Here is a 15,340-nt window from a genome sequence, read left to right on the forward strand (position 1 = left end):
CATCATGAAAAAACTGACCACCATGCTCTCTGCTGCCCTCGTCAGCGCCACCATGACCGCCGGTGCCTATGCCCAGGATACCCTGGCGCTGGTGATCTCCACCCTCAACAACCCCTTCTTCGTGACCATGAAGGAAGGGGCCGAGCAAAAGGCCGCCGAGCTGGGTTACAACCTGATTGTGCTCGACTCCCAGAACGATCCCGCCAAGGAGCTGGCCAATGTGGAAGATCTGAACGTGCGCGGCGCCAAGGTGCTGCTGATCAACCCCACCGACTCCGATGCCGTCACCAACGCCATTCGCCTGGCCAACCGCGCCGGCCTGCCGGTGCTGACCCTGGATCGCGCCGCCAGCCGTGGTGAGGTGGTATCGCACATCGCCTCCGACAACGTGGCCGGTGGCAAAATGGCCGGTGACTTTATTGCCGGACAGGCCGGTGAAAACGCCAAGGTCATCCAGCTGGAAGGCATTGCCGGCACCAGCGCCGCCCGCGAGCGCGGCGAAGGCTTTGCCCATGCGGTAAGCGAGCACGGCTTTAATCTGCTGGCCAGCCAGCCCGCCGACTTTGACCGTACCAAGGGCCTGAACGTGATGGAAAACCTGCTGACCGGCAACCCGGACGTGCAGGCGGTGTTTGCCCAGAACGACGAAATGGCCCTGGGTGCCCTGCGCGCGCTGCAGGCCGCCAACAAGAAAGACGTGCTGATCGTGGGCTTTGACGGCACTCAGGACGGCATCAAGGCGGTAGAAGGCGGTCGCCTGGCGGCCACCATCGCCCAGCAGCCCGGTGAAATCGGCGCCATTGCGGTGGAAACCGCCGACCGAGTGCTGAAAGGCGAAACCGTGGCCGACCACATTCCGGTACCGCTGCAGGTAATCAGCAAGTAATTTCTCTTGTCACTCCCGCGCAGGCGGGAGTCCACGAGGACGACACTGATTAAAATCCGGTGCCGTCGGCGCTGGATTCCCGTCTCCGCCTCTGCGAGGATGACGTTCCTTCGCGGTGAATGACGTATCAGCCAAGGCATTTTAGAGCAAACAGCATGACCTTAACCGTAACCGGCAGCATCAATATCGATCACGTTATTCGGCTGCCCCAGTTTCCCCGCCCCGGTGAGACCCTCACCGGCAGCGACTACCGCATTGTACCCGGCGGCAAGGGGGCCAATCAGGCAGTGGCCGCCGCCCGGGCCGGCGCCGACACCCGGCTGGTGGCCTGTGTGGGTGAAGACGCCATGGCCAAAACGCTGCTGGACGGCTTTGCCGCCGATGGCATTAACATCAATGCCATCGACACCGTGGCCGGCGTCAACACCGGGGTAGCGCTGATCCAGGTGAACGATGCCGGCGAAAACACCATTGCCCTGGCCGCCGGCGCCAACGCCGAGCTGACCCCGGCGCGGCTGGAGCACCATGCCAGCGCCCTGTATTGCAAACAACTGCTGCTGCAGCTGGAAATTCCGCTGGAAACCAACCTGGCCGCCGCGCGGGCCGCCCGCGAGCAGGGCGCTCAGGTCATTCTCAACCCCGCCCCCGCTCGTGCACTGCCCGCCGAGCTGCTGGCGCTGGTGGATCTGATCACCCCTAACGAAACCGAGGCCGAACGGCTCACCGGCATTGCGGTCAGCGACGAAAGCGGGGCCGATGCCGCAGCAAAGGTCCTGCATGCCAGCGGCATTGCCACCGTGATCATCACTCTTGGGGCCCGCGGCGTCTGGCTGAGCGAGCAGGGCCAGGGCCGGCGCATTCCCGGCTTTTCCGTACAGGCGGTGGATACCACGGCGGCAGGCGATACCTTTAACGGCGCCCTGGTGGCGGCCCTGCAACAGGGCATGGCGCTGGAGCCGGCGGTACGCTTTGCTCAAGGCGCGGCCGCCATTTCCGTGACCCGCCCCGGCGCCCAGACCTCGGTGCCCTGGAAGGCCGAGATTGAGGCCCTGCTGGAGCAAGCATAAATGGCCACCATCAAGGACGTGGCCAGGCTTGCCGGCGTGTCCACCTCCACCGTCAGCCATGTGCTGAACAAAACCCGGTTTGTCAGCCCGGAAATCACCGGCCGGGTACAGCAGGCCATTGACGAGCTGCACTACACGCCGTCGGCGCTGGCCCGCAGCCTCAAGGTCAACCAGACCCGCACCCTGGGCATGCTGGTGAACTCCAGCGCCAACCCCTTTTTTGCCGAAGTGGTGCAGGGCGTCGAGCAGCGCTGCTATGAACTGGGCTACAGCCTGGTGCTGTGCAATACCGGAGCAGACAGCAACCGGCTGGGCACCAGCCTCGACATGCTGCAGCAAAAGCGGGTGGACGGCATTATCGTCATGTGCACTCAGGCCAACCTGACAGAGAGTGATCTGGAGCGCCACGCCAGTCTGCCGCTGGTGATGGCGGACTGGGGGCCCATGGAGCTGGACGCCGATTTGATCAAGGACTCGGGTCACCGGGGCGGCCGGCTGGCCACGGAACACCTGCTTCGTCTGGGACACCGGCATATTGGCTGCATTACCGGGCCCGCCGGCCAGCGCGCCAGCGAAGAGCGGCTGGCCGGATTCACCGCAGCACTGACCCGGGCCGGGCTGACAGTACGCAAGGAATGGACAGTGGAAGGCAACTTTGAGCTGGCCGGCGGCCAGGCCGCCATGGCGCGTCTGCTGGCCCTGCCCCGCCGCCCCACGGCGGTGTTTGCCTGCAACGACATGATGGCCGCCGGTGCTCTGCGGGCCCTGGCCGACGCCGGCTTGCGCGTGCCCCAGGACATGTCTCTGGTGGGCTACGACAACATCGAGCTGGCCCGCTACCTGGTGCCACGGCTCACCAGCATAGAGCAGCCCAAGGCAGGGCTGGGGGCCCTGGCGGTGGATACCCTGCTGGCGCGCATTCGGGATCCGCAGGCTCCCCGCCGCATACTGCCCCTGGAGCCGACGCTGGTGGCGCGGGAAAGCAGCGCCCCCCTGGCCATTTGACATCACTGGGGTTAGCCTCGGGGTTTTACCCTCAACCGCTGTGATCTTATGGATAATCATCAAAAAGGATTACTGCTGACCGCGCTGGGTGTGCTGATCATCTCTCCCGACGCCCTGCTGCTGCGCATTGTCAGTGTGCCGCCGGATCAGCTGGTGCTGTGGCGCGGCCTGCTCAATATGCTGGGTTTCTGGCTGATTGTGGTAGCCCGCCACCGCGCGGCCTGGCCCGATGCCTTTCGCGTGTGTGGCCTGACCGGGTTGGGCTGTGCTCTGCTGTTTACCCTGAGTACCTTTGGCTTTGTGCTGGGCAACCACTTTACCAAGGCCGGCAATGTGCTGGTAATCCTGGCGTCCACACCGCTGATTGCCGCCCTGCTGAGCCGGGTGTTCCTGCATGAGCGGCTGCCCCTGCGCACCTGGCTGGCCATTGTGGCCTGCCTGTTCGGCATCAGCCTGATCGTGCTGGACGACACCGGCAGCGGCTCTCTCACCGGCAGCCTACTGGCAATGCTGGCGGCGCTGGGGCTGGCGGGCAACCTGACCTTGGCACGCAGCAAGCCCGGCGTGGACATGAGCCCCATGCTGGCCCTGAGTGGTCTGTTCACCTTTTTGCTGACCTTTGGCTGGAGTGGCCATATCATGCAGCCCGCCGTTGCCGATCTCGGCTGGCTGGTGCTCTTGTGTCTGGTCATGCTGCCGGCGGGGTTTACCCTTATCCAGCGCGGTCCGCTCTATCTGCCCTCGGCGGAAGTGAGCCTGCTGATGCTGCTGGAAACCGTGTTCGGCACCCTGCTGGTGTGGCTGTTTTTAAGCGAGCGGCCCAGCAATCAGGGGCTGGTGGGCGGCACCATTGTGCTGCTGGCCATGATCATCAAGGCCATGCTGGAACGACAGCCGCTCGCCGCTAATCCCGTGCGGGCCTGACAAGGAGCGTCTTTACATGTGGAAACTCAACCCGAGGGCACTGCGCTATCTCAACGAAGTGTCCCGTCAGGGCTCGCTGCGCAAGGCGGCCGCCAGGCTGAATGTGGATGTTTCGGCCATCAGCCGGCAACTGCACCAGCTGGAAGAGGAAATCGGCCTGCCGGTGGGCTATCGCAACGGTCAGGGCTTTGTGCCGACCGAGGTGGGCGAAGAGCTGATCTCCCTCTATCGTCAGCAAAAGGCGAGCGAAGACGCCACCCTGTCCCGCATCGAGGCACTGCAGGATCTGCGCCGCGGTCAGGTTACCCTGGCCGTGGGCGAAGGCTTTATCGCCGATCTGATCTCGGCGCCGCTGCAAAGCTTTATGCAGCACTATCCAGACATTGCCATTTCCGTGGAGATGGCCGGTGCCAACGAGGCCGTCCGCCTGGTCAAGGAAGACGAAGTCGATCTGGCGCTGGTCTATGCGCCCCAGCCGGATTCGTCACTGCATTGCCACGTGACCCGCAATCGCCCGCTCGATCTGATCACCCCGCCTGGGCATCCGCTTTCCCGCAAGGGCCGACCCGACATTCACGACGTCTTGAACTACCCACTGGCGCTGATCGATCAGCAATTTGGCATGGGCCAGCTGCCCAGGCTGGTTGAGCAACTGGAACACATTCGCTTCAAGCCGCAGCTGAAAACCAACTCGGTGTCGGTCCTCAAGAATTTTGTGCTGTCCGGCATGGGGCTGACCTTTATGCCCAGGCTGACCGTGCACGAGGAAGTCATGGCGGGAAAAATTATCTGCCTGCCCGCGCCCCATCCGCTCCTGGCCAGGGCTGAGGCGCAGATCGTCAGCCACAAGGGTCGCGAGCTGACCGTGGCCGGCGAGCGTCTGCTGCGCCACCTGAGCGAGGGCATGCTGTTTTTCAGTCAGGGCAGATAATGATTACCACCATAGGTGTTGCGTAAATATCAACACCTTGACTATTGAAAAGTCAACAGATCAACACCTAACCTGAAGCCGTCCCCCAACCAGTATCACGATATGGAGATCATTCGATGAAAGCGTCATTTGCCCTTTCTCCCCTGCGCAAGGCCATGGTTACCTTGCTGGGCGCCGGCACCTTGATGGCAACCGGACTGACCCAGGCCGCCACCACCATCGATCTGTCTTACAACGGTGCGCCGGATGCAGACAAAAACGCGGTTCACCTATTTGCCAGCAACCTGAAGCGGCTGGTGGAAGAAAAAACCGATGGCGAGCTGGAGCTCACCCTCTATCCCAACAGCATGCTGGGCGAAGAAGTGCAGCGCATGGAGCAGGTGATGGCCGCCCCCGGCCTGAACATTGCGTCGTTTGCCGGTATTTCGCCCCTGTTCCCGGAAATTTACACCAGCTCCATTCCCTTCCTGTTCCGCGACTTCGACCATGCCCGCAGCTTCTTTGATGAAGGGGAATACTGGAAGGCCGCCCAGCAGGAATTTACCGACCGTACCGGCACCCACCTACTAGCGGTGGTGGAAGAAGGCGGCTTCCTCGCCTTTACCAACAGTAAGCGCCCGATCAAGTCACCCGAGGACTTCAAGGGCCTGCGTTTTCGAGCCATGGACAAGAGCCAGGTAGCGCTGTATGAAGCCTTTGGTGCCTCAGGCACCCCCATCCCCTGGACCGAAGTCTACATGGCGCTGAAAACCGGGGTGGCCGATGGGCAGATGAACCCGCCCATGTACATCATTCTGGGCAGCCTGCAGGAGGTGCAGCAGCACCTGACCCTGGCCAACATTCAGTATTCCGACCAGTTCCTGGTGGCCAACGGCGAACTGCTTGAGTCGCTGACCGACGAACAGCGTCAGGCGCTGAAAGATGCCGTGGCCGAAGCCAACCAGCTCAACCGCGAGTCCGTGGAAGCCAAGGTGGAAGAGCGCGTTCAGTTCCTGGTCGACAAGGGCATGCAAGTGTACCGTCCCACCGCCGAGGAGCTGGCGCAGTTCCAGGAAAAGGCCAAGCCCTCCTACATCAACTGGCTCAAAGAGCAGAACATTGAGCAGAAGTGGGTGGACCTTGCCTTGGAAGACGCCGGCAAGTTCTGAGTTTTTTCTGAATCATCCTACCTTTCTGGCGGCCTGACGGCCGCCCCTTTACGCCATGAGACAACGACTGATAACCCTGATGAGCCGGCTGGTTGAGGCGGTGGTCGGTACCCTGATCCTGACCAACCTGCTAGTGCTGCTGTACGGCGTGGCCGCCCGTTACCTGTTGGGCCGTTCGCCCATCTGGATGGATGAACTGTCACGTTTTCTGATCATTGCCTGTGCCCTGCTGATGGCCGGCGTGGTGCTGATACGCAACGAACACATGCGTATTGGCCTGCTCGAGCAACGGCTGCCGTTGCCACTGGCCCGCCTCCTCAAGCTGTACCAGTGGTTGCTGATCCTGATCATCAGCGCCGGATTCTGCTGGTACTCCTGGCATTACGCCTTTTCGGTAAGCCGCTTCACCACCATGGGGCTCAGCATCAGCCGCACCTGGCCGGTGCTCAGCCTGCCGCTGGGCTTTGGCCTGCTGTTTGTATTCAACCTGCTGCGCGGCCCCTTTGGCTGCAAGGAAGCCCGCTCATGACCCTAGCCATGTTTGCCTCCTTTATCATGCATGTCTTGCTGGGCCTGCCACTGTTTATTGCCCTGCTGTTCACCGCCGTGGTCGGTTTCATGTTTATCGATCCGTCCATGCTGGGCCGCATGGTGCCGCAGCAGTTTTTTGGCGGCATTAACGTCTTTTCCCTGATGGCCATTCCACTGTTCATTCTGGCCGGCAACCTGATGAACAGTGCCGGCCTGACGCAACAGCTGATGGCCCTTGCCCGGGTCCTGGTGGGCCACCTGCGGGGCGGGCTGGGTTATGTCAATGTGGTGTCGAGCGTATTCTTTGCCGGCGTCAACGGCTCGGCGGTGGCCGACACCTCGGCGCTGGGCTCCCTGCTGGTGCCGGCGATGAAAAAGGAAGGTTATTCGGCCTCCTATGCCGCCGGCCTGACCGCGGGCAGCTCGCTGATCGGCCCCATTATTCCGCCCAGCATTTTCATGATCCTCTATGCTTCGCTCACCAATACCTCGGTGGGTGATCTGTTCCTGGCCGGCGTTATTCCCGGTTTGCTGCTGGGCCTGGTGTTCATGATCATGAACTGGTTTTACGCCCGCAAGGCACAGCTGCCGGTGTCGGGCCAGCGCCCGACCATGGGACTGTTTTTGCAGGCCCTGTGGGGCGCCCTGCCGGCACTGTTGGCCCCCTTTATCATCGTCGGTGGTATCGTCTTTGGGGTGGTCACACCCACGGAGTCGGGTGCCCTCACCGTAGCCTATGTGGCCCTGATCGGCCTATTCACCAAGCAGCTGAGCTGGCACCGGCTGTGGAGCGCCCTGGTGGAAACCGCGCGCCTGACCAGTGCCGTGTTTCTAATCATGGCCGCCTCGGCGGTGGTCAGCTGGCTGCTGTCTTACGCCCAGGTGCCCAAGGCTTTCGTGACCCTGTTTGATCCCATTATCGAACAGCCGGTTCTGGTGCTGTTGTTGCTTAGCCTGATCACCTTTGCCACCGGCATGTTCATGGAAGAGGTGTCCGCCTTGATGCTGCTGACCCCCATCTTCATGCCCGTAGCCATGGCGGCGGGCGTGGATCCGGTGCACCTCGGCATCATCATCACCCTGAACATCACCATTGCCCTGATAACCCCACCCATGGGCGCCTGCGTCTTTGTGGCCGCCGCCGTCAGCCGGCTGGAAATTACCGAGCTGTTCAAGACCATCTGGCCCTTTGTTGCCACCGCGTTGCTGGTGCTGGTGGTGCTGATCCTGTTTCCCGGGCTGGTGCTGTGGCTGCCCGGACTGTTCGGAGGACAGCTATGAACGCCCCTATTCCCCTGCTGAATGATCCCGACTGGACGCGCGTGTCTGCGCTTCCCATTCGAGAGAACCATGAGGATCTGGTGCCCGCCAGCCTGGCCCCGGCAAACCTGGCGTGCTATCCGGCCTACTACAAGCTGGGCATTCCCAACGCGGTGCCCGAATGCTATATGCGCCGGGGAGTGTATCAACGCCTGTTGGCGGCGTCCCGCAGCCTGCCAAAGGGCCTGACCCTGCTGGTGATGGACAGCTGGCGCCCCTATTCGGTACAGCAATATCTGTACGACACCCTGTATAACGCCATTGAAAACCACTGGCCCGACAAGCCCGCCGCCGAGCTGGAGCAACTGACCCGGGAATTTGTGTCGCTGCCCAGCACCAATCCCCGATCCCCCAGTCCCCATCTGACCGGAGGCTCGGTGGACGTAACGCTGATTGATGAGCACGGTTTGATGCTCGACATGGGCAGCCAGTTCGACGAAGCCACGCCCTGGTCACACACCGCCGCCTTTGAACAGCTGGCTTCGCCCACGCCCCATGAGCAGCAGGTGATTGCCAACCGTCGCCTGCTCTACCGGGCCATGATCGACGCCGGCTTTACCAACCTGCCCAGCGAATGGTGGCATTACGACTTCGGCAACCAGTTATGGGCCTGGTACAGCGGTCAGCCCCAAGCCTGTTACGGCCCCACCCACCCCGAAAGCCTGGAAAGCCGCTGGCGCCAGGAAATAGACCGCCGGCACCAATAGGCCGGCGGCCTTCCGCAACGGGCGGCTTTGCCAGCCGCCCTGCTAATGAGTAAACTGGCTGCATCTAGGTTGTTCGGATTTCGATAATGAAGCAATTTGCCGAGTTTATTCCGCTGATCATTTTTTTCGTGGTCTACAAAACGGTGGACATCTATGCCGCCACCGGCGCGCTGATGGCGGCCACCTGCGTGCAGATGCTGGTGCAGTGGCTGCGCCACAAAACCCTGGAGAAAATGCACCTGGTCACCCTGGTGCTGGTGCTGGGCTTTGGCGGCATGACCCTGTTTTTTCACGATGACGCCTTTATCAAATGGAAGGTCACCGCGGTAAACGGCCTGTTTGCCCTGGGTCTGCTGATAAGCCGCTACGGCTTTGGCAAAAATCCCATTCAGCAGATGCTGGGCAAGGAGCTGACCCTGCCTGCGGCGGTATGGGACAAGGCCAACCTGGCCTGGGCCGGCTTTTTTGCCTTTTGCGGCGCACTCAACGTGTATGTGGCGTTCAATCTGCCCGAGGAATGGTGGGTGAACTTCAAGGTATTTGGCCTGCTCGGCCTGACCCTGCTGTTTACGCTGGCCACCGTGCTTTATCTTTATCGCCTGCAACCCGCACACAACAATCAACGTTAAGGACAATTTTTCATGTGGTATGTGATTTTCAGTGAGGACAACCCCAACAGCCTGCCCCTGCGCAAGGAAGCCCGCCCGGCTCACCTGGCCCGGCTGCAGGCTCTGGCCGATGAAGGCCGGCTGCTGGTGGCCGGCCCCAACCCGGCCATCGACGCCGAGGATCCCGCCGAGGCCGGCTTTACCGGCAGCACTGTGATCGCCGAGTTCGACTCGCTGGAAGCCGCTCAGAGCTGGGCCGATGCCGACCCTTATGTGGCCGCCGGCGTCTACGCCGATGTTATCGTCAAACCCTTCAAAAAAGTCCTGCCCTGATATCAAACCGGCTTTGGTTTTTTCACTCCCGCGCCGAGCGCGGGAGTGAAACCGGTTATTTTTAAACCGGAAATTTGCATAAACCCAGTTTCTGTTCGAGTCTTTAATCGTCCTTCAAAAGGACTTGTATGAAGATTAAAGAGGAGACACGGAATGAAAAAACTGCTTGCCCCTGCCCTGCTGTCGATACTGATGGCTACCGGCGCTCCGGCGTTTGCCAACGAGGAAAACACCGAAAGTGCGGTGGTGACCAGCATCAACATCAATACCGCCAATGCCGAGCAACTTGCCCAGTTGTCCGGTGTAGGACCGGCCAAGGCGGCGGCCATTGTGGACTACCGGGACACCAACGGTCCGTTCAAGTCCGTTGACGATCTGGCGCTGGTCAGGGGGATTGGTGAAGCCACCATCGATAAAAACCGCCACCTGCTGAGCAATTAAAACCATTAAGCCAATCATGCTGCCCCTTTCGACCCGTGGCCGTCAGGGGCAGCTTTGGTTATGATAGCCGCCTTGTTATCAACTCCGGTTTTTTCATGTCAAACCAACAATCCATTCGCAAGGCCGTGATCCCCGTCGCCGGCCTGGGTACCCGCATGCTGCCGGCCACCAAGGCCATTCCCAAGGAAATGTTGCCGGTGGTCGATAAACCACTGATCCAGTACGTGGTGAACGAGGCGGTCAAGGCCGGCATCAAGGAAATTGTGCTGGTCACCCACGCCAGTAAGAACTCCATTGAAAACCACTTCGACACCAGTTTTGAGCTGGAAGCCACCCTGGAGAAACGGGTCAAGCGCCAGCTGCTGAGTGAAGTGCAGAACATCTGCCCGCCCGACGTGACCATTATGCACGTACGCCAGGGCGAAGCCCGGGGACTGGGCCATGCCATTCTCTGCGCTCACCCCCTGGTAGGCGATGCCCCCTTTGCCATTCTGCTGCCCGATGTGCTGATTGACGATGTGGCCTGCGATCTGGAACAGGATAATCTGGCGGCCATGATCGCGGCCTTTGATAACACCGGCAACAGCCAGATCCTGGTGGAGCCGGTCGCAGACGAGCTGGTGGATCAGTTCGGCATCGTCGATCTGGGCAATGTGAACATCAGCCAGGGCGAGTCGGCGGCCATTGCCGCCATGGTGGAAAAACCGGCCCGGGAAGAAGCCCCTTCAAACCTGTCTGTGGTCGGCCGCTATGTGCTGCCGGCGTCCATCTGGCCGTTGCTCAGGAAAACCCCGCTTGGCAAGGGCGACGAAGTTCAGCTGACCGACACCATCGCCATGCTGATGGCCAAGGAACGGGTAGATGCTCACCATATTACCGGCAAGAGCCACGACTGCGGCAGCAAGCTGGGTTATATGATGGCCAATGTAGAATACGGTCTGCGTCACAAAGAGCTGGGCGAACAGTTCCGTCGTTATCTGCAGCAACTGCAGGCCTAACCGGATGTCCGGCTGGCGGTCAGCTCAATACGGCCGCCATAACCGCCGCACAGGCTCAGTTGCAGAGGAAAACGGCAGTGCTGGTGCCAGAGGCTGGCGGTAAATTCATCTCGTCCCAGAGGGCCGGCGTTGCAGCTTGACAGCCAGTCACTGCCCGTCATGCCGCCATTGGCCACTTCCACGGTATTGCTGTCGGCTCTCAGCCGCAGCAGCATCAGGTTAACGCTGGTATTGAGCCCGGCCTCGAACAACTTCCGGTTGATGTATTCAAGGGTTCTTGCCGGGCTTTGCAGCAAGGGACTGGTGCCTCCCCGGTACTGACGCAGAGGCTCGTTCAGCAAAAACGCCACCAGCAACATTAGCATGGGCGTGTCAGGGTACAGGGGGTCAAACTCTGCCACCAGCAGCAACAGATCCTGCTCCAGCCGCACCGACTGGGTCAGTACCCAGGGGGTGCTGTGTTTCAGGCTCAGCCGCCAGCTTCCCAGTTGTTTGTCTTCCGATCTCACCAGATCCCGTAACAGGCGGGATGCGGCCATATCCTGACGGCGGTAAAACGCCAGATTGGATTCAAACTCCGCCATTTCCTGCCGTTCCTGCAGGGCCGCAGGAGCCAGGCAGACCGCCAGCCGCCGCTTGACCACACTCCAGTTCTGTACCGGCTTTATCAGATAATCCACAGCCCCGGCCCGCAATGCCGCCGCCACTTCCGCCATGTTGCCCGCTCCCGACACGGCAACAAATGGCAACTCGGGATAATACCGGCGAAACAGCGCCGGCAATGCCTCTTGCCGGTGACCCGGCATCATCAGGTTGCCCAGCACCAGATCGGGATGGTGCCGGCCAGCCAGCACAATTCCCTGCTCGGCACAGTCTGCTTCATGTACCCGGGCATTCCAGAGCTCCAGCCTGGCCAGCAGCTGTTGCCGGAACAGCATATCGTCGTCTACGAGCAATATGTCTGGGTGCCGCATGAACATGAAATTACCCGAAAATGATAATGATACCTAAATTCAGCCTAGCCGATTTCACACAGACGGCAGGGGGTGACTGTATTCTGCCGCCGCTTTATTGGATAATGCCCCCAATATTCCGGTATCCAGGCACTATGACTCCCGCAGAATATCAGGCATTGACCTCGCCCAGACTGTCTCATCCCGCCCGCAGCCTCTACCTGCTTTACCTCAGGCACCAGGCCAGGGGGGATATGACGCAGCCTCTCGACTATCCGAGTCTGGGACGGGCGCTGGCGGTGCAGGGAGAAGGGGATTACCGTTACCGGGTAACACCGGCCGATCTCACCGCCCTGCTGGACGAGCTGCAGCAGAGCGGTCTGCTGGCGCTGCAGAACAGGGCCCATTCGCAGAACTATCACGGCGCCCGCTTTCGGCTGGCCCTGAAAAGCCTGCAGGGGCTCACTCCCCTGCCCGCCCGCCAGTTTGCCATGTATCCGGAATGGCGGCCCGACGAGCAACTGGACGGCCTGGCACGGCTGTGCGGCCTGCTCGACAGCCGCTATGACGACACCGAGCTGGGGGAGTTTATCGCCTACTGGCTGGGCCGGCCGGAAGTGTTTGAAAACCAGCACCAGTGGATGCTGCGCTTTGTACGCCAGCTGAAAAACCGCCGCGCCCTGCGCCGGGACACGGGCCCGGCCCCTGTCACCGGTTATCAGCAACAGGCCGCACCGGCAGAAACCGACACCGGCCCCAGCAAACGCGCCCGGGAAATGATGGAAGAGGCCCGGCGTCTGCGCGGCGAGCATCAGGAGAGCCATGATGAAAAAGACACCTGAAGAAATGGCCGCCGATCTGGCTGAAATAGCCCGGCGCCGCCGGCAGCAACAGCGTCCGCAAAAGGACATGACCCCTACCGCCACCCGGGGCGAGGTGCAAAAGGTGCTGCAGCACCTGCAGCAGCTTCGGCAGGGTGGCCAGTTGCCCCAATACGACTACGACGCCCTGCGTCAGCAGTATGAACAGCAGGCCAATGCCGATGTAAAGCGGCTGCAGCAGGAAGCCAAAGTGCACCGCACCGAGCGGCTGCTGGCCCAGGCCGATCTGAATACCGACTGGACCTTTGCCAATATGGACGACGGCGATCCGGCCCTGGCGCCCCATATTGAAACCGCGCACCATTTTATCAACGCCTTTGATCACTGGGAGAAAAAGGGCGGTACCGGCATTTTAATCTATGGCGACTTTGGCACCGGCAAATCCACCCTGGCCGGCGCCATTGCCCATGAGCTGATCCAGCAGCACCAGAAGTCGGTGATCTTCCAGCAGTGGGCCTCGGTGGTGGACCGGCTGTTCTTTGGCGTGATTGAAGATCAGGAAAGCCGCAACAAGTATCGTCGCGCCCTGGAAGAAGTGGATCTGCTGATTCTGGATGAAGTGGCCGCCAACCGCAGCCGGCTGGCGGAAAGCCAGTCCAGCTTTCTGGGCCATCTGCTGCGCCGCCGGCGCAACCTGTCGAAAAGCATTATCATCATCAGCAACCACGATCCCCAGTCGCTGCACCGGGCGGTGGGTGATTTCTGCTTTGAAGCGATCAAGGCCTTTCACCCGGTGGACATTGCCCTGCGCGGCCCCAGCCGCCGCCCGGACATCGGGGATTACCGCAGCTGAGGCTGACGCTTACAGTCGCCACCAGATCAGGGCCAGCAGCCCCGCCCCCAGCAGCACTTTGTTACGCAGCCGTTTGGGCACGCTGGCCAACCGCCAGGCCAGCCCGACCTTGGGCACCTGCTCGGCCAGCGCCAGCCAGTCCACCTCTGTGTGCTGGCGGCGCCGGGCCTGCTGGGTAAGCAGCTTCAGGCGCAGGGCTTCGGCCTTGAGCTGCAGCATTTGCTGCTCTTCCTGCAGGTTTCTGTGCACTTGCCCTCCTCAGTCTTTCATCGACCAGTCACTCATGTCACGCTGACCACGAAGATAGGCCACATCTTCCTGCACGTCTTTCAGGGTCTGCTCCAGAAAACGGCGTTGCCCGGCCAGATTTTTCATCATGGCCAGGCAGGCCCAGAGCATGCCCAGAGACAGCGCCACCGCCAGCCCGAAAAACACCCACACCCGGGCCGCCGGCGAGAGCACCTCGCTCAGACCAAACAACAGGCTGATAAAGGCCATAAAAAACAGCGCCACTGCGCTCAGCGCCAGCACGCCCAGACGCACCATGCGCTCTTTCTGGGCAATAAACTCAATGCGCGCCATGCGAAAGCGCACAAAGAGCAGCTCGATGATGGTATCGAGCACTTCTCTCAGGGGCGGTTTACCGCTCATGACATTAACGGCCCCGGCACAGCAGTGCCCCCACAACCAGCCCCACCAGCGCCGCTATGCCCATGGCGTGCCAGGGCTTGCTGCGCACCAGGTCATCCGCATTGGCGGCGGCCTGACGAGAGCGCTCTACCACCGAGTCTTCCATATCGGCATACTGCTGCTGGGCCCGGTCGAGCTGGGCCTTCAGTTTCTCCTTCAAGGCCTTGCCTTCCTTGGTGCCGTCGTCGGCCGCCGCCTGATACAGCGCTTCTGCGTCTGTCAGCAGCTGTTTGACGTCTTTCATCAGCGCCGCTCTTTCTGCCTCGTATTTGCCGGCCATGGTGCCTCCTTGTTTCATTTGAAGTTAAACACTCGAATAAAACCAAACACTGCCTCTACACCATATTCCCTCGTGGCAGACTTGGCCAGCCATCGGGCACGTTTAGATGGTGGATACGAACGAGACTGTCGCAGCCATCACCTCAGCCACGCAAGCATCCTTTCCCCCGGCCTTCTCTGCCCTATACTCGAACCAGCCTCAACCTGTAAAGGAGAACACCATGCTTAAAAAAGTCCTGCTGACCTCCCTGTGCCTGGCCAGCACCTCGGTCCTGGCCGACTGGCAGCTGAACAATGAGCTGAGCCGGGTCAGTTTTGTCACGGTCAAGAAGGAAAGCGTCGGCGAGCCCAACCATTTTGAACGGATCACCGGCCGGCTCAGCGACGCCGGCCAGTTTGAGCTGACCATAGATCTGGCCAGCGTGGAAAGCGGTATTCCCATTCGCAACGAGCGGCTGGAAGAGTATCTGTTTGAAACCGGCCGCTTTCCCAAACTGACCCTGAGCGCGGATCTCTCCGGCCAGCTCGACGCCCTCAACAGTGGTGAAGATCGGGTGATTGAAACCGACGCCACCCTTAACCTGCACGGCACGGAGAAGACTCTGCCCATTGCCGTGCTGGTCAGCCACAAGGGCAACGGTGATCTGATCGTCTCAAGCTGGAAACCGGTGATCGTGCAGCAGGAAGACTTTGGCTTTACCGCCGGTATCGACAAGCTGCAGGAGCTGGCCGGCCTGCCCTCCATCACCCGTACCGTGCCGGTGAACTTTGTGCTGAGCCTGCAAAAGCAGTAGCACAGTTCCGGTTCCCTTCCATTAAGAAGCATCGGAGCCATGCCATTCGGC

Annotated in this window: 20 protein-coding genes; 16 read left to right on the forward strand and 4 right to left on the reverse strand. The window is 60.9% G+C overall.

Features of this window, described 5'->3' with window-relative positions; genetic code table 11:
* The first annotated feature begins 4 nt into the window (after nucleotides 1-4).
* The 13 genes from rbsB to galU all read left to right on the forward strand — a co-directional run bounded on the left by rbsB (nucleotide 5) and on the right by galU (nucleotide 10,899).
* Nucleotides 5-886, forward strand: a complete 882-nt coding sequence (rbsB, locus tag DA373_RS00935; protein WP_107850479.1) for a ribose ABC transporter substrate-binding protein RbsB — start codon at nucleotides 5-7, stop codon at nucleotides 884-886.
* Nucleotides 887-1,041: 155 nt separating this feature from the next.
* On the forward strand, nucleotides 1,042-1,953 hold the full coding sequence (gene rbsK / locus DA373_RS00940) for a ribokinase (RefSeq protein ID WP_107850480.1): 912 nt from the start codon (nucleotides 1,042-1,044) through the stop codon (nucleotides 1,951-1,953).
* A complete protein-coding gene (locus tag DA373_RS00945) occupies nucleotides 1,954-2,958 on the forward strand; it encodes a substrate-binding domain-containing protein (RefSeq protein WP_107850481.1) in 1,005 nt (334 codons plus the stop codon). It abuts the gene before it with no gap.
* Nucleotides 2,959-3,006: 48 nt separating this feature from the next.
* Nucleotides 3,007-3,882, forward strand: coding sequence for a DMT family transporter (locus DA373_RS00950; protein WP_107850482.1), 876 nt, complete (start codon nucleotides 3,007-3,009; stop codon nucleotides 3,880-3,882).
* A 16-nt stretch (nucleotides 3,883-3,898) separates the two neighbouring features.
* Complete coding sequence (locus DA373_RS00955) at nucleotides 3,899-4,813, forward strand: LysR family transcriptional regulator (RefSeq protein ID WP_107850483.1); 915 nt, start codon at nucleotides 3,899-3,901, stop codon at nucleotides 4,811-4,813.
* Nucleotides 4,814-4,929: 116 nt separating this feature from the next.
* Nucleotides 4,930-5,961: a TRAP transporter substrate-binding protein gene (locus tag DA373_RS00960; protein ID WP_198650194.1), complete on the forward strand. Its 1,032-nt coding sequence runs from the start codon at nucleotides 4,930-4,932 to the stop codon at nucleotides 5,959-5,961.
* Between the two features lie 79 nt (nucleotides 5,962-6,040).
* Nucleotides 6,041-6,490 (forward strand): TRAP transporter small permease, encoded by a 450-nt coding sequence (locus tag DA373_RS00965; protein WP_107850484.1) that lies wholly within the window; start codon nucleotides 6,041-6,043, stop codon nucleotides 6,488-6,490.
* Nucleotides 6,487-7,773 (forward strand): TRAP transporter large permease, encoded by a 1,287-nt coding sequence (locus DA373_RS00970; RefSeq protein ID WP_107850485.1) that lies wholly within the window; start codon nucleotides 6,487-6,489, stop codon nucleotides 7,771-7,773. Before DA373_RS00965 ends, DA373_RS00970 begins: the two co-directional genes overlap by 4 nt.
* A complete protein-coding gene (locus tag DA373_RS00975; protein WP_107850486.1) occupies nucleotides 7,770-8,519 on the forward strand; it encodes a M15 family metallopeptidase in 750 nt (249 codons plus the stop codon). Before DA373_RS00970 ends, DA373_RS00975 begins: the two co-directional genes overlap by 4 nt.
* Before the next feature lie 86 nt (nucleotides 8,520-8,605).
* The gene (locus DA373_RS00980; protein WP_107850487.1) at nucleotides 8,606-9,148 is read left to right on the forward strand and encodes a septation protein A; all 543 of its coding nucleotides are present in this window, start codon (nucleotides 8,606-8,608) and stop codon (nucleotides 9,146-9,148) included.
* A gap of 12 nt (nucleotides 9,149-9,160) precedes the next feature.
* A complete protein-coding gene (locus DA373_RS00985) occupies nucleotides 9,161-9,460 on the forward strand; it encodes a YciI family protein (protein ID WP_107850488.1) in 300 nt (99 codons plus the stop codon).
* 153 nt (nucleotides 9,461-9,613) lie between these two features.
* Nucleotides 9,614-9,901, forward strand: coding sequence for a ComEA family DNA-binding protein (locus DA373_RS00990; protein WP_107850489.1), 288 nt, complete (start codon nucleotides 9,614-9,616; stop codon nucleotides 9,899-9,901).
* Between the two features lie 95 nt (nucleotides 9,902-9,996).
* Complete coding sequence (galU, locus tag DA373_RS00995; protein ID WP_107850616.1) at nucleotides 9,997-10,899, forward strand: UTP--glucose-1-phosphate uridylyltransferase GalU; 903 nt, start codon at nucleotides 9,997-9,999, stop codon at nucleotides 10,897-10,899.
* Here galU and DA373_RS01000 read toward each other — a convergent pair.
* Nucleotides 10,896-11,879 (reverse strand): response regulator, encoded by a 984-nt coding sequence (locus DA373_RS01000; protein WP_107850490.1) that lies wholly within the window; start codon nucleotides 11,877-11,879, stop codon nucleotides 10,896-10,898. The two genes, galU and DA373_RS01000, sit on opposite strands and share 4 nt — an antisense overlap.
* Before the next feature lie 128 nt (nucleotides 11,880-12,007).
* On the opposite strand from DA373_RS01000, the gene DA373_RS16240 reads away from it, so the two are divergent.
* On the forward strand, nucleotides 12,008-12,694 hold the full coding sequence (locus tag DA373_RS16240; RefSeq protein WP_114692576.1) for a DnaT-like ssDNA-binding domain-containing protein: 687 nt from the start codon (nucleotides 12,008-12,010) through the stop codon (nucleotides 12,692-12,694).
* Complete coding sequence (locus tag DA373_RS01015; protein WP_107850493.1) at nucleotides 12,678-13,526, forward strand: DnaA ATPase domain-containing protein; 849 nt, start codon at nucleotides 12,678-12,680, stop codon at nucleotides 13,524-13,526. The genes DA373_RS16240 and DA373_RS01015 overlap by 17 nt, the downstream gene beginning before the upstream one ends.
* 9 nt (nucleotides 13,527-13,535) lie before the next feature.
* Here the strand turns inward: DA373_RS01015 and DA373_RS01020 are convergent, their stop codons facing one another.
* Genes DA373_RS01020 through DA373_RS01030 form a run of 3 tightly spaced genes read right to left on the reverse strand, consistent with a single transcriptional unit; the run spans nucleotide 13,536 to nucleotide 14,496 of the window.
* Entirely contained in the window at nucleotides 13,536-13,775 is a 240-nt protein-coding gene (locus tag DA373_RS01020; protein ID WP_107850494.1) for a hypothetical protein, read from the reverse strand.
* 9 nt (nucleotides 13,776-13,784) lie between these two features.
* A complete protein-coding gene (locus DA373_RS01025; protein ID WP_107850495.1) occupies nucleotides 13,785-14,177 on the reverse strand; it encodes a phage holin family protein in 393 nt (130 codons plus the stop codon).
* A gap of 4 nt (nucleotides 14,178-14,181) precedes the next feature.
* Nucleotides 14,182-14,496: a DUF883 family protein gene (locus tag DA373_RS01030; protein ID WP_107850496.1), complete on the reverse strand. Its 315-nt coding sequence runs from the start codon at nucleotides 14,494-14,496 to the stop codon at nucleotides 14,182-14,184.
* Between the two features lie 220 nt (nucleotides 14,497-14,716).
* Here DA373_RS01030 and DA373_RS01035 point away from each other — a divergent pair, with 220 nt between their 5' ends.
* Nucleotides 14,717-15,289 carry a YceI family protein gene (locus DA373_RS01035; RefSeq protein WP_107850497.1) on the forward strand — a complete coding sequence of 191 codons (573 nt, stop codon included), beginning with the start codon at nucleotides 14,717-14,719 and terminating at the stop codon, nucleotides 15,287-15,289.
* Nucleotides 15,290-15,340: the final 51 nt, after the last annotated feature.

The sequence above is a fragment of the Oceanimonas marisflavi genome, assembly GCF_003049725.1.
In the GTDB taxonomy this organism is placed as follows: domain Bacteria; phylum Pseudomonadota; class Gammaproteobacteria; order Enterobacterales; family Aeromonadaceae; genus Oceanimonas; species Oceanimonas marisflavi.

Bases quoted from the DNA above. Each gene is read 5' to 3' on its own strand.
- rbsB (WP_107850479.1), top strand. From the start codon at position 5: ATGAAAAAACTGACCACCATGCTCTCTGCTGCCCTCGTCAGCGCCACC.
- DA373_RS01035 (WP_107850497.1), top strand. From the start codon at position 14,717: ATGCTTAAAAAAGTCCTGCTGACCTCCCTGTGCCTGGCCAGCACCTCG.
- DA373_RS00980 (WP_107850487.1), top strand. From the start codon at position 8,606: ATGAAGCAATTTGCCGAGTTTATTCCGCTGATCATTTTTTTCGTGGTC.
- DA373_RS01000 (WP_107850490.1), bottom strand. From the start codon at position 11,879: ATGTTCATGCGGCACCCAGACATATTGCTCGTAGACGACGATATGCTG.
- DA373_RS00955 (WP_107850483.1), top strand. From the start codon at position 3,899: ATGTGGAAACTCAACCCGAGGGCACTGCGCTATCTCAACGAAGTGTCC.
- DA373_RS00990 (WP_107850489.1), top strand. From the start codon at position 9,614: ATGAAAAAACTGCTTGCCCCTGCCCTGCTGTCGATACTGATGGCTACC.
- galU (WP_107850616.1), top strand. From the start codon at position 9,997: ATGTCAAACCAACAATCCATTCGCAAGGCCGTGATCCCCGTCGCCGGC.
- DA373_RS01030 (WP_107850496.1), bottom strand. From the start codon at position 14,496: ATGGCCGGCAAATACGAGGCAGAAAGAGCGGCGCTGATGAAAGACGTC.
- DA373_RS00950 (WP_107850482.1), top strand. From the start codon at position 3,007: ATGGATAATCATCAAAAAGGATTACTGCTGACCGCGCTGGGTGTGCTG.
- DA373_RS00970 (WP_107850485.1), top strand. From the start codon at position 6,487: ATGACCCTAGCCATGTTTGCCTCCTTTATCATGCATGTCTTGCTGGGC.
- rbsK (WP_107850480.1), top strand. From the start codon at position 1,042: ATGACCTTAACCGTAACCGGCAGCATCAATATCGATCACGTTATTCGG.
- DA373_RS00945 (WP_107850481.1), top strand. From the start codon at position 1,954: ATGGCCACCATCAAGGACGTGGCCAGGCTTGCCGGCGTGTCCACCTCC.
- DA373_RS01015 (WP_107850493.1), top strand. From the start codon at position 12,678: ATGAAAAAGACACCTGAAGAAATGGCCGCCGATCTGGCTGAAATAGCC.
- DA373_RS16240 (WP_114692576.1), top strand. From the start codon at position 12,008: ATGACTCCCGCAGAATATCAGGCATTGACCTCGCCCAGACTGTCTCAT.
- DA373_RS00985 (WP_107850488.1), top strand. From the start codon at position 9,161: ATGTGGTATGTGATTTTCAGTGAGGACAACCCCAACAGCCTGCCCCTG.
- DA373_RS00975 (WP_107850486.1), top strand. From the start codon at position 7,770: ATGAACGCCCCTATTCCCCTGCTGAATGATCCCGACTGGACGCGCGTG.
- DA373_RS00960 (WP_198650194.1), top strand. From the start codon at position 4,930: ATGAAAGCGTCATTTGCCCTTTCTCCCCTGCGCAAGGCCATGGTTACC.
- DA373_RS00965 (WP_107850484.1), top strand. From the start codon at position 6,041: ATGAGCCGGCTGGTTGAGGCGGTGGTCGGTACCCTGATCCTGACCAAC.
- DA373_RS01025 (WP_107850495.1), bottom strand. From the start codon at position 14,177: ATGAGCGGTAAACCGCCCCTGAGAGAAGTGCTCGATACCATCATCGAG.